The organism is Massilia sp. TSP1-1-2, from assembly GCF_049896185.1.
GTDB lineage: Bacteria > Pseudomonadota > Gammaproteobacteria > Burkholderiales > Burkholderiaceae_D > Telluria_A.
This window is the reverse complement of sequence record NZ_JAFCTU010000013.1, coordinates 149,900-162,266: the sequence shown is the minus strand read 5'-3', so window position 1 is coordinate 162,266 and position 12,367 is coordinate 149,900. Positions and strand designations below refer to the sequence as shown.

General features: G+C 65.2%; 7 protein-coding genes. 1 reads left to right on the top strand and 6 read right to left on the bottom strand.

From position 1 onward, the window contains the following. Positions 1 to 68: 68 nt before the first annotated feature. From ACP7BV_RS13810 to ACP7BV_RS13795, 4 genes are all read right to left on the bottom strand, one after another. A complete protein-coding gene (locus ACP7BV_RS13810) occupies positions 69 to 1,502 on the bottom strand; it encodes an SEL1-like repeat protein (RefSeq protein WP_426104563.1) in 1,434 nt (477 codons plus the stop codon). A 5-nt stretch (positions 1,503 to 1,507) separates the two neighbouring features. Beyond that, complete coding sequence (locus ACP7BV_RS13805) at positions 1,508 to 5,281, bottom strand: TonB-dependent receptor (RefSeq protein WP_426104534.1); 3,774 nt, start codon at positions 5,279 to 5,281, stop codon at positions 1,508 to 1,510. Positions 5,282 to 5,582: 301 nt separating this feature from the next. Continuing rightward, positions 5,583 to 7,988, bottom strand: a complete 2,406-nt coding sequence (locus ACP7BV_RS13800; protein WP_426104532.1) for a glycosyl hydrolase 115 family protein — start codon at positions 7,986 to 7,988, stop codon at positions 5,583 to 5,585. A gap of 169 nt (positions 7,989 to 8,157) precedes the next feature. Then, positions 8,158 to 9,792, bottom strand: coding sequence for a GDSL-type esterase/lipase family protein (locus tag ACP7BV_RS13795; RefSeq protein ID WP_426104530.1), 1,635 nt, complete (start codon positions 9,790 to 9,792; stop codon positions 8,158 to 8,160). Between the two features lie 173 nt (positions 9,793 to 9,965). On the opposite strand from ACP7BV_RS13795, the gene ACP7BV_RS13790 reads away from it, so the two are divergent. Continuing rightward, on the top strand, positions 9,966 to 10,871 hold the full coding sequence (locus tag ACP7BV_RS13790; protein WP_426104528.1) for an alpha/beta hydrolase: 906 nt from the start codon (positions 9,966 to 9,968) through the stop codon (positions 10,869 to 10,871). On the opposite strand, the gene ACP7BV_RS13785 is transcribed toward ACP7BV_RS13790, so the two are convergent. Then, on the bottom strand, positions 10,872 to 11,165 hold the full coding sequence (locus tag ACP7BV_RS13785) for an L-rhamnose mutarotase (protein ID WP_426104561.1): 294 nt from the start codon (positions 11,163 to 11,165) through the stop codon (positions 10,872 to 10,874). Between the two features lie 17 nt (positions 11,166 to 11,182). Further along, entirely contained in the window at positions 11,183 to 12,367 is a 1,185-nt protein-coding gene (locus tag ACP7BV_RS13780) for a glycoside hydrolase family 88/105 protein (RefSeq protein WP_426104526.1), read from the bottom strand.

Genomic DNA, 12,367 nt, shown 5'->3' with positions numbered 1-12,367 from the left:
ACGGCCGCGCACGCGAGGACAACGTTGTTCTGCCACGCGGTCCCTCTTGTGCCACAGTCCCATGCAAACTACTGCACCACCGCGTTCACCCGCGCCAGTTCATCCGGCGCAAGCGACTTTTCCATCACCTGCGCGCCCTGCACCGCCTGCGCATTGCCCAACTTGGCGCCCAGGCGCAGCCAAGACAGCGCCTGCACAGGATCCCTCACCCCGCCCTCACCCCGGTACAGCATGGCCGACGCATTGACCATCGCCGCGTCCAACCCCTGCGAGGCAGCGGCCAGAAACAGCTTGCGCGCCAGCGGCAAATCCTGGCCGACTTGCTGGCCTTGGAAAAAATACGTCCCCAGCGCATTTTGCGCCGCAGGATGTCCCGCCACCGCTGCCAGCTTGTAAAACACCAGCGCCCGCGCCGGGTCGCCCGCCACGCCCAAGCCCTCGTCATACGCCTGCGCCAGCGCGTACTGCGCCTCGACCTTGTCGCGCCCGGCCGGCGCATTGACGGCGACTTTTTGCCACCAGCCAAACGCCCCTTGCGGGTCATTTTCCTGAGATACCTGCGCCAGCGCCAGCTGCGCCGGGACGTAGCCGGAAAGCGCCGCACTAGCGTACAGCTTCAGCCCACCGGCCACATCCCGCTCGCCGCCAAAGCCGCTGTACAGCATGCGCCCCAGTGTATACCGCGCCGGCACATGATCGAGTTCGGCCGCCTGCCGGTACCACGAGCGCGCGCGCGCCATGTCGCCGCTTGTGATTGCCAGCTGCGCCAGGCGCACCTGGGCCTCGATGCGCGGCGTGCCCTGTTGCGGCGCCTTCGGATCGAACTTGCTGTAATGGGCCGCGCTCAGCCTGGCCAGGGCCAGCTTTTCATACCACGCCGCTGCCTGCCTTGGGTCGCGCGCCGTGCCTTGGCCTGCTTCGTACATGGTGCCGGCCATCAGCGCCGCCTCGTCCCAGCCAACCTTGTTGTACGACGCCTGGAAGGAAGCGAGCGCACGCGCATAGTCGCCCCGGTCGTAGGCCGCATACGCCTCGGCCAGCGACTTGTCTGTGCGCGCGATCTGGTTGCGCCCCGCCGCCGCGCTGTACGACGCCTGGGTGCAGGCAGAACGCCGGCCCTCGCGATCCTCGGCGTCAAGCGGCTTGCCGGCGCCGGTCGCGTCGCCGTACGGGCTGGTGTCGCTGAAGCTGGCGCCAGCCTGTGCATCGCCCTCCACGCGCGTGTCCAATTCGTCGCCGGCATGCCCCCGCTCGCGCCCCTGAAAGCTGTCCAGGTAGCTGTCGATGAAAGCTTGCTGGCTGGACGAAACATCGTAAGCACACGATGATGCCGACGACGAACTCAAGCGCCGTACCCGGGGTGAAGTGCGCGGCGCCATGCGTCCCAGCACCGTCACGACCGATACCTCGGGCGCGGCGCTCGCCTGGGGCGCCGCCTGCGCGGGCCCCCAGGCAGCGAGCACCAGGCTGCCCGCCAGCGTCAGCGCGCCTGGCCTGGCCATCAAACTCACTGCGCGCTCCGGATATTCAAGCCCACCATCACACGCCGGCCATTGTAGTTATCGTAGAAAAGGTTCGGCGCGCCGCTCGAATAGCCCTCATAGCCGCCGGTGCTGTTATGGGTGCGCTCGCCGGTCAGGTTGCGCACTTCGGCAAACAGCTCTATGTTGTTCTTGAAGCGGTAAGCCATTTTGGCATCCAGATAGCGGGTGCGGTCAATGAAGTTCGGCAGGCCCGGGTTGTACGGCAGGCGCCAGCTCGACGCGCCGTCGGCAGGGAAGTTGTTCACGCCAACGTTCGAATTGGTGCACGGCGCAAAGCAGCTGTAGCGCGGCGCCACCACCTGCAGCGCGAGGCGGGCCGAGAGAGCACCGTCGTCGTACCACAGCGACGCGTTGTACGAATACTTCGGCTCATACGGCGGCGGCAGTGTGTCGCCCGTGAGCAGGTCGAGCGTAGGCGTCGCTTCGGTCGAACGCACGCGCGTGTAGTTGGCGTCAAATCCGGTGTAGCGTAGCACCGACGGCAAGAACGTGAACGCAGTCTTGGTGCCAAACTCCACCCCTCGCCGCGTGGACGGCTTCAGGTTGTCGTACTGGTTGAAGGTGAAGTCGACGTCCGACAGTTTCACGCCGGAGACCGGGTCGACAAAATCGGAGGCGCCAAAGACCTTCACGCCGGAGCGCGCGATCACGCCGTTCGGCGCACCGATACGCCCGCGCTGCACGAACGTGGCAGCGCTGAACATGGTGTCCTTGTTCACGTACCACTCGACGGCAAAGTTGGAATTGATATTGGTGAACGGCTTGATCCCCGGGTTGCCCATGGTGCCGGTGCAAGTCTGGTCGGCGTCGCTGCCGTCGGCGTCGTCGGGCGCATCGAGCCTGCGCTCGTCGTACCGGCAGTTGATGTTCGGCAGCAGCCGGCTCAGGCCAGGACGGGCCACCGTCTTGGCGCGGTTGTAGCGCAGCACCAGCTTGTTGGGCACGATCCAGGCGGCCAGGTTAAAGATCGGCAGGATGTCGGTCGTATCATCTTCGATCGAGGTATTCTGGCGGAACGTGGCGGTGACGATACCGGCTGCGGCGTCCGGATTGGCCGGATCGTAGGCCGCTGTCTTCTTAATCGAGGTGAAGGCCAGCTGGCCGGTGCCCTTGACGTTGGTCTTGACGATGCGGTATCCCATATTGCCCGACAATTCGATCCCGAAAGGCAGCGGCTGTCTGGTGAACGGGAAGCGGTTCAGCTCAAAGTCAGTCATGAGATAGCCGGCATAGCTACGCTCGTCGTAGCGCGAGATGGCCTGGTCGTAGTCCTTGCCGTCGGTCGCGGTGCAGCGCACGATGCAATCGAGGTGCTTCTCGATGCCTGCCAGCTGGTACAGCTTGGCCATGTCGATCTGGTTCCAGCCGTTGATCAAGCCGTCCGCGCGCCCCTTGGCGCCGCCGTAAAACTGGCCGGACGGCGCCACCGACAAAGTCTGCTTGACCATGTCCAGATAGGCGGCCGGGCTGAGCACCGTCTGGCCGAACAGCGGCGCGGTCGGGTTGGTGCTCGGGTTGTAGCCGTATGCGCAGGGCTGCCCGCCCGGCGCCAGCGAGCCTGGCGTGTTCTGGCAGCCGACCACGGAGCTTCTCGCGTTCAGGTTCGGCAGGTACGCGCCCGGCTGGTAGCCGGGGGTGCCAAAGGTGCCGATCGGGTCCTTGATCGCCCCGCCGCCCAGGCCCCACGACACGCTGGAGGTGTCGCGCAAGTTGAAGCCGGTCTTGATCGAGGTCAGGAATGGCACCCGGTCGCGCAGGCGGAACGTGACGTCCGCGCGCGCTGTGTTTTCACCCGATTCGCTCTTGCGCGCCCGGATCACCTGCAAGTTGGTGGTCGGCGTATAGAGCGCGCGCTGGGCCGGCGTATAGGCCGGCGTGGCGAGCGAATTGGTGGCCGACAGCGGCGCTGCAGCCTGGGCCGGGGCCGGCGCCAGCGGCGCATAGTTGGCGTAATTGAGCTGGTCGCGGTTGCTCCCTTCGGGCAGGGCGAAAGCCCAGGCGCCGTCGGGCAACAGGCTGAAGGTCGCTTCGCCGTAGCCATAGTTATACGCGGCGCGCACATCATGACGCATCGAGTCGGACTTGGCGCTGCCGACAAAAAACTCGGCAAACAGGTCGCCGCTCTTGTAGGCCCCGCCCAGCTGCAGATATTTTGAGCTGGTCTCGACCTTGCTGTTGATCTGGTCGGTGCCGTAGCCGCCGTCGGTGATGGTGTACTTGGTCAGGTGGTGCGAGTCGTCGACCGTGTAGCCGGGCTTGACGTTGGCCGTGGCGCCCATGGCCGGCGTTGCGCCAGCGCGAAACGATGGCGTGCTGGCATACGTGTAGTAACCCGACTTGGGAGCCGCCGCGCGAACGGCCGCGTTGGCGTCGACGATACTGCTGCCAATGTAGCCGGTGGTCGGTGAATTGACGGCCGCATTGTTGACGCTGACGTTGCCAAGATTGTAGAAGCTGACATGGTCGTCCACCGTGCGCCGGTTGATACTGCCCTTGGCATACACCGACAGCGCGCTGTTGACCTTGTAATCGAAGCGCAGGTCGGCGCCGGTACGCTTGTCATTTTGCTGCTTGACGATCGAACGGATGATCGATGGCGAGTAATCGTTCCACTGGTTCAGGCACGTGATCAGTTCATTCGAGCGCTGGTTGATCGCCGCCGTACGCGCCGTGGGGCCATTGATGGCGCCCGTCTGCGCGCTGGTCAACGCCGGGAACGCGGCGTTGCAATCAGCCTTGGTGGCCGCCGCACCCGAGCGGGTGACCAGCTCTATCGGGCTGGAGGCGTCAAACGTGCCCCCTGCCGTCAATGGCGACATCAGGAACGGCTTGGTGACGGACGGTTCAGTCTTCGACAGTGCGGCCGGATTGAAGGAAAACGTCTTTTCCGGCGAGTTGTCAAAGTCGACCTGGCGCAGCGGTCCCTGGGTATTGTTGCTGCCACCATTGGCCAGTGAATGGGCTTCGTTATAATATTGAGACGCGTTGACGTTCAGCAGCACGCCCAGCCGGTTGTCGAGGAACTTATCGGCCACGACCAAATTCACATTGGGACTGGTTTTTTTGTTGAGCGAGCCTTGCGAAGCGCCCAGGCGCAGCGAGTAAAACGGCTTTTTGAAGTCCAGGCCGGTACGCGTCTTGATGATGATGCCCCCGCCAAGGGAGCCTTCGACCATGTCGGCGGTCGAACCCTTGACCACGTCCACGCTCTTGATCAGGTCCGACGACATTTCGCGAAACTCCACGCCGCGCCCGTCGCCGCCGCCCAGCAGGTCAGTGCCGCCGCCGGCTTGCACCGCCTGGCCGTCAAGTTCAACCCGGGTCAGGTCGGCGCCGTTGCCGCGCACCGAGACGCTCACGCCCTCGCCGAAGTCGCCGCGGTCGAGCGCCACGCCGGCAATGCGCGAAATCGCTTCGCCCACATTCCGGTCGGGGAAAGCGCCTACGTCTTCGGCCACGATCGAGTCCATCGCCGTCTTGGCGTTCTTCTTGCGGGCGATGCTGCTGCGCTGCGACTCGCGCGCGCCGACCACGACGACGGTGTTCACGTCGGTGGTGACAACCGCTGCGGCAGGCTTCTTGACAGCCGGCGCGGCAGGTTTTTTGGCGTCTTGCGCCAGCGACGTTGGCGCCGGTTTGACCTCTTGCGCCAGCGCGACGTCGGCCGCCAGCAAGGCCATTGCCATCGATACCGCAAAGCTCAGGCGATTCGGCCGGATTATTGAATTTTCACGCATTTGTCTATCTCCGTTATTGGTCTCGTAGCGGACCTGTTTTGTCGACTTGCTGATCGGTGCAACCGCTCCCCGCTGGATACATACACGCGGGACAGCCTGTAGTCTATTGGCGTATCTGCGCTGTGTGGGACGTTCCAAAAAACACTCAGCAATGTGATCGAAAGTGTCTTTTCGGCGCAGGAAAGCGACGCATATTGAGCAGATGCGATAACGTTTTTTCCGGAATTAATCAGATAAACTAAATAAACGGTATCGCACGCCAATTCACCGAACAGATGCTCGGATTTTCAGGCGCGCGCAATCACGGGATTGATTGCGCCGGGAAGGAAATATCGATCCGGTCAAGGGTGACGCCCGGGTCAATGCCGTAGACGTACAAGGTGTGCGCGCCTGGCGCACCAATCGTCATGCGCGCGCGGGCGGTGCGGCGCGCATCGAGCACGCCGGCGGCCCAGTCGGCGCCGCCATCCTTGAGCTCAAGCGCAAGCAGCTGCAGCGGCCCGTCGTCAATTGCCACGGCCAGGCGCAAAGCGTTGCCGCTGATTGGATGGGTGGGCACCAGGTGGACCGCCAGGTCGGCAACACCTTCGGCGGCGCGGAAGCGGTAAGCCAGGCGCGGCGCGCGGTTGCGCGCCTGCTCCAGTGACACAGCCGGCGCGCTCGCTGGCAGCACAGTCACCGCACCTGCGCCGCTGCGGCCAAGCCCGGCCACGGCGGTCCACGCAGCGCCGCTTTGCTGGCGCGCGTGATCGTAGCGCTCCGCTTCGAGCGTAATGATCGGCCCTTGCCGCAGCGTGGCCGGCGCAGAATAGGCAGGCATGGTCCAGCGCGCGGCGCGCAGTGAACGCCATTGGCTGTCGGCCGGTTCCTCGGCCATGATGTGGCGCCACTTGCCGCCGGCCAGCGTGGTGTTCCAGCGCGCCGTCAGCGCTTCCAGGCGCGCATTGGCCGCCAGCGCCGCTGCCAGGTTGGCGCGTTCGCCCTCGATCAAGCGCCGATTGGCCAGCGCTGACGCGGCGACCGGATAAGCCACCAGTTCAAAAAACGCGTCCTGCAACGAGGGGGCGAGCGCGCGCGCCACGCGTTCGGCGCGCGCGTTCAATTGCGCAAACTGCGCCAGGCGCGCCTGTGATTCTTGCGCCGACAAGTCGCTATGGCGCGGCGCCTCCTTGGGCAGCCACCACTGCAGCTGCTCGGGCTTGCGCCGGTAGTTCAGGCGGTAATAGCCCTGCATGATGGCGGCAATTTCGTCCGCATGCGGCGCGCCGAACTCACGCCGCGCCCACTCTGGCAAAAAGCGCGGCAGCGTGGCGGCAGTCCAGCGCCTGGCGTCCCACGCCATCTGCAGGAACAGTTCGGTATCGACTTCGGCCGGCTTGATGTCGCCCACATTGGCAATCCAGATGCGGCGCGCGCCGGTGTCGTAAGCCTTGGACATCTCGGACCAGACCAGCGCGGGCGGCGTGGTGCTCAGCCACAGGTACGACATCGGCGCGCCGAGGTAGGACAGGTGGTAATAGACGCCGAAGCCACCCGGGCGTGCCCGTTCGGCGGCATTGGCAAAGCCGCGGATATAGCCAAAATTATCGTCCGGCCACATGATCGTCACGTCCTCGGGGACCTGCAAACCCTGGCGGTACAGGCCGAGCACCTCCTTGTAGGCGCAGAACAGCTGGGGGATCCGGTCGGCGCTCGGGCCGCCCTGCGCGGCGAGCAGCGCGCGCTGGTCGGCGAAGATCTGCTGCAAGAGACTGATGCGTTCAGGATCGGTGGCAGGTCCCTGCATGCGCGAGTCGTGCACGCCGCGCATGCCGACGGTATAAAAATTTTCAAAAGCCGCGTTGGCGGCCACCCGTTCGGTCCAGTAGCGCAGCACGCCGTCGCGGTTGGTCTGATAGTTGTAGGCGCCGGGCCCGTCCTTCCACTCGCTCACGTTATTGCGCAGCATGGGTTCGGCGTGCGACGACCCCATGACGACGGCGTAGTCGTCGGCCAGCTGGGCATTTTGGGGAAAGCTGTTGAAAGCAGGCGTCGACGCATGCATGGCAGGCCAGAGCGTATTGGCTTTCAGGCGCAGCAGCAGCTCGAACACGCGCGTGTAGGTCTTGGGGCCAATCCCGCCGTGCTCGGGCTCGAAGGTGCGCGCCGCCCACGGCTGCAGGCCCCAGTCTTCATCGTTGATGAAAATGCCGCGGTACTTGACCGAGGGCGGGCCAAAGCGGCGCGTACCGGCGCGAATGTAGAGCGCCTGCCTTTTTGCCGGGACCACGTCGGCCCACCAGTACCAGGGCGAGACGCCGATCGCCTGGGACAGCTCGTAGGCGCCAAAGGCGGTGCCGCGGCGGTCGCTGCCGGCGATGACCAGCGCCTGCGCAACGCCCGGGAACGGGTGCTGGACGGTGGCGATAATGAAGCTTTCCCAGGCGCCGGCCAGGCGCGTGGCGTCGAGCTGGCCGGAGGCGGCGAGGCGGTCGATGAAGGGGCTGTGTCCAAGGGTGCCGATGAGGACCATGGGGCCGTTCGAGTTAGCGTTGAGGGCCATCTTGCGGCCGGTGACGCGCTCCACGTCGTCGGCCAGGTGGCCGGCCGCGATGGCGACGACTTTGGCGTCGGTGTCGGCATAGTGGATGGACGCGGTGGCGCTGCGGGTAGCGAGCGGAAAGTCGTGCGCGGTGCCGGTCTGCGCGACCCAGGTTTCGGTTGCCAAGGCGCTCTGGCAGACCAGAACCAGGAATAGAAACCGCACAAGATGCACCATCGATTGCCTCGAATAGATCACGACCTCGTCCCCGCGAGCGCAGAAACCGCGGCGTCTGGAAACGGGAAAACCAAAACCAGGCGGGAAACGCCGCTCCTGCGCGAGCACAATGGCGCGATCATCTCGCTAAAAACGCCCCAAACGGATCACCCTCGAGCTTGCGCAAACCCTCCACCACGCGCGCCGCATTAAAGCTGGCGCCGGCGTCGTTGGTATGCGTCCTGGCATCGGCAAAAAAACCATTCACCGTGCCCGTACCGGCCGCCCGATACCCATCACTCACCAGCCCCGTCAGATCGACAAACTGCGCCCCGCCTGCGCGCGCCACCTGTTCGCCCCACTGCGCCACGAGCGCAAAATCGCGCCCCTTCTCCCACTGATCGCGATGTGGCACGGGCGAACACACGATCACATCGGCGCCCTTGGCGCGGGCCTGGGCTACATACATGGCCATATACCAGCCGAACGAATGCACCTGCTCCGCGCTCCCGTCAGGCCTGCGGTCCTCTACCGTCTCGGGCCCGGTCCCGGGTGCCGACGCGCGGTTCTTGTTGGCCGGGTCGCCCACGCGCCCACCATCGTTATGCCCGAACTGAATCAGCACAAAGTCGCCCGCCTTTACCTTTGCCAGCGCTTTGTTCCAGCGCCCTTCGGTAAAGAACGTGCGGCTGCTGCGCCCCCCGATCGCCAGATTGACGACGTTGAGCTTGCGCGCATCAAAGAACGGCGCAATACGCTCGCCCCAGCCGATGACGCCATTCTGGCCGCCGCCCTTGACGGTCGAATCGCCGACCAGGAACAAAGTGGGCAGCGTCGGATCGCGCGCCGTTTCGTCCGGCAGCGTAGCTGCGTCGACTACGGGGCGCGCATCTTCGGTCAGGCGAAGAAACGCTTTAAGCGGCGCGGGCAGCCCCGCCACCACCATGCGCGCATTCAGTTCAGCCCCGGCCAGGTTGGTATGCGTATGCTCGTCGGGCGTTGCCTGCGGGAACAGCTTGAGCACCGCGTCGCGGCCCAACTCATCGTATTTGCTGGCCACGGCCTCGTTCAGATCGATCAAGGCGAGGCCCTCGCGGTGCGCGACCTCGCGCGCCCAGCCGGCATGCTCGGCCAGGTTGCGCACCACCTTGCCGCCGGCATCCCAGCGCTTGCGCGGCACTAGTGTGGCGATGATGGGCGTGGCGCCCTTGGCGCGCGCATCGGCCACGTATTTGCGCAGGTACCAGCCGTAGGTATGCACGGTTTCGCGCTGCCCGGTCAGCAGGTTGTCGATCTGTTCGGCCTGTTCGCCGGTGCCGCCGATACTGGCGCGGGCGCGGGTGGCGTCGTTGATGGCGCCATTGTCGTTGTGGCCGAACTGGATGATGACGAAGTCGCCGCGCTTGATCAAGGCGAGCGTGCGCTCCCAGTGGCCGCCCGTCAGATAAGTACGGCTGCTCAAGCCACCAATGGCGCGGTTGACCACATTGATGCGGCTCGGATCGAAGTGCGCGGCGATCGGATTGCCCCAGCCCCACTGCCCCTGCGCGCCCTTCTTCTGGCCATCGTTGCGGCCATTGCGCACGGTGGAGTCCCCGATCAGAAACAGCGACGGCAGCGCCGGATTGGCCGGTTCCGGCAGGTCGATCTTCTGGCCATGGCGCGGATCGGTGTTGACGGCCGGCGCCAAGGCAGCCTGTGAACAGGCGCTCACGCAGCCGAGCAAAACGACAAAGGCAAGAGCGCGGCGCAGCGCGGGCAACAATGTGTGCATAACGTTCACGGTGGACAAAATCCCTATTCTAGGCGATGCCTGCCGCTACGCCCATGCGTGCCAGAAACAATCACCGACATGAGCGGCAATCATGCGGGTGAGCAAAGCGCGGGGGGTGTGCTCAAGGGCGCGAAAAGCGATGACAATAGGCGTTTACTGTTGCGGGAATATGTATGAGATACCTTGTCGTGCTGGCCGCCCTGCTCCACCTGTCGCTCGCTGCCTGCGCATCCGAACTGGTAATGCCGCTCTGGCCCGAAGGCGTGCCGGGCGCTAAAGCGATCGGCGCGGAGACTGTGGCCGATGGCAAGACGGGTAACGTCAGCGTGCCAACGCTGACCATGTACGGCCCCGCCGTCGATAAGGCGAACGGCGCCGCCGTCATCATCTGCCCCGGCGGCGGTTACAGCCGCCTGTCGACCGAGCGGGAAGGGACGCACTATGCGGCCTGGCTTGGCACGCTCGGCGTAACCAGCTTTGTGCTCAAGTATCGCCTGGCGCAGTTTGGCCACCCCGCGCCCCTGCAAGATGTGCTGCGCGCGGTGCGGCTGGTGCGCTCGCAGGCGGGCAAGCTTGGCCTCAACCCGGCGCAGATCGGGGTGATGGGCAGTTCGGCCGGCGCGCATCTGGCCGCCAGCGCGGGAACGCTGTTCGACCATCCCCTTGGCCGCACCGGCGCCGCGTTGGATGCGGTCAGCGCGCGGCCGGACTTCATGATGCTGATGTACCCCGTGATCACGATGGCAGGACCGGCCGCGCATGCCGGTTCGCGCATGGCGCTGCTGGGCGGCGCGCCCACGCTCGATGCGGTGCACCTGATGTCAATGGAGCAGCAGGTGAGCCCCGCCACGCCGCCGACACTGCTGGTGCATACCCAGGCCGACAAGACGGTCCCGGTCGAGAACAGCATCCTGTTTTACCAGGCGCTCACGCGCGCGGGCGTGCCGGCCGAGATGTATTTGTTCGAGCAGGGCGGGCACGGGATGGGCATGCGAAGCGGCCTGGGAACAGCATCCGCATGGCCGCGCAGGGCCGAGGAATGGCTGCGCGAACAATTGGCCAGGCTGCCGGATCGGTGACTAGGGCAAGTGGAACATGGGCGTGAGCGGCCACTCGCGCGGGCGGTTGCCAGGCTCGGTCTCCATCAAGTCCGCCATGTAATCCCACCAGCGCCGCATCACCGGGGAACTGGCGAGCGTCGCACTGGTGTCCCCCTCGCGCAGCCTGAGCACCGCAAACAGGCAATGCGTGGCGTCGTCGAGAAATATCGAATAGTCGTAAATTCCAGCGTCCGTCAGCGCCGCAGCCAGGTCAGACCACAGCGCCTCATGGCGCCTGCGGTATTCGTCGGCAGCACCGGCCTTGAGCTGCATGCGGAAGGCGCGCTGCGTCACTTGGCCATCTGCTTGAGTTCCGCCGCCGCCAGCATGAAGCCGCCCACGCCGTAGTTGTAGCTCGACGCCGGCCGGTAGAACGCAGGCTCGGCTCCCGTTTGCTGAATGCCCCCAAGGCGCCCGTCCGCATACACATGCTTCAAAATGCCGGCCCATGCTTTCTCGATCACCGGGCGATAAGTGGCGGCATCCAGATGGCCGTGATTGACGCCATACGCCATCGCGTACACAAACAGCGCCGAGCCGGACACTTCCGGCAGCGGATAGGTGGCCGCATCGAGCATTCCCGCATGCCACAGCCCGTGCGCGCCCTGCAGGGCGGCCACGCGCGCCGACATCTCGCGCAGCTGCTGCACGTAAAACGGGCGCTGCTTGTCGTCCGGCGGGATCAAGTCCAGCGTGCGCGCCAGGCCCGCCATGACCCAGCCCTCGCCGCGCGACCAGAACACCTTTTTGCCATTTGGTTCGCGCTTGCCGATGTAGCTGGCGTCGCGCGCGTACAGGTGCTCGGTCTTGTCGTACAAAAGCTCTGACGTCAGTTTCCATTGCGCGTGCACGTAGTCGAGGTATTTACGCTCGCCCGTGGCCTGGTACATCTTCGCCCATACGGGCGGCGCCATGAACAACGCGTCGCACCACCACCACGGCAGGCGCGGGTCACCCGGCGCTACGGTTTTCATGCCGATCAGGTCATCAAGCTCCATCCTGGTCTTGCCAATGTACGAGGGCCGCTTGTCCTGCTGGTACAGCTCAAGATAGGTCTGGCCGATGCTCAGGTCGTCCGCATTGGGCAGCCGGTCGCGCAGCTGGAAGTCAAAATGCCGGCTCATGTCGAGCATGGCGTCGCGGTACTTGCGCTCCCCGGTCGCTGCCGAGGCGGCCATAAAGCCGGCGTACATCACGCTCGAGGTCCAGATGCGGTCAAAATAGGGCCGCGAGCGCGCCAGCTGCCAGTCGGCTACCTTGCGCAGCGCCTTGTCGATGGCGGCCGGTTCAAGCCTGGCCGACAAGTCGCTCGCCAGCGGGCCGGCGTCGAGCGGCGCGTCGCCAAAGTGACGGCTGGTGTCCTTGTCGATGATCGCTTGCATGGCGCTCGTGGGCTGTGGGTAGCTTTGCGCGTGCAGCAGGCCGGTTGCCAGGGCCAGCGCGGCAAAGGAGACGATGTTACGGCGCGTGTTCAT

Bases quoted from the DNA above. Each gene is read 5' to 3' on its own strand.
- ACP7BV_RS13785 (WP_426104561.1), bottom strand. From the start codon at position 11,165: ATGCAGCTCAAGGCCGGTGCTGCCGACGAATACCGCAGGCGCCATGAG.
- ACP7BV_RS13780 (WP_426104526.1), bottom strand. From the start codon at position 12,367: ATGAACACGCGCCGTAACATCGTCTCCTTTGCCGCGCTGGCCCTGGCA.
- ACP7BV_RS13810 (WP_426104563.1), bottom strand. From the start codon at position 1,502: ATGGCCAGGCCAGGCGCGCTGACGCTGGCGGGCAGCCTGGTGCTCGCT.
- ACP7BV_RS13790 (WP_426104528.1), top strand. From the start codon at position 9,966: ATGAGATACCTTGTCGTGCTGGCCGCCCTGCTCCACCTGTCGCTCGCT.
- ACP7BV_RS13795 (WP_426104530.1), bottom strand. From the start codon at position 9,792: ATGCACACATTGTTGCCCGCGCTGCGCCGCGCTCTTGCCTTTGTCGTT.
- ACP7BV_RS13805 (WP_426104534.1), bottom strand. From the start codon at position 5,281: ATGCGTGAAAATTCAATAATCCGGCCGAATCGCCTGAGCTTTGCGGTA.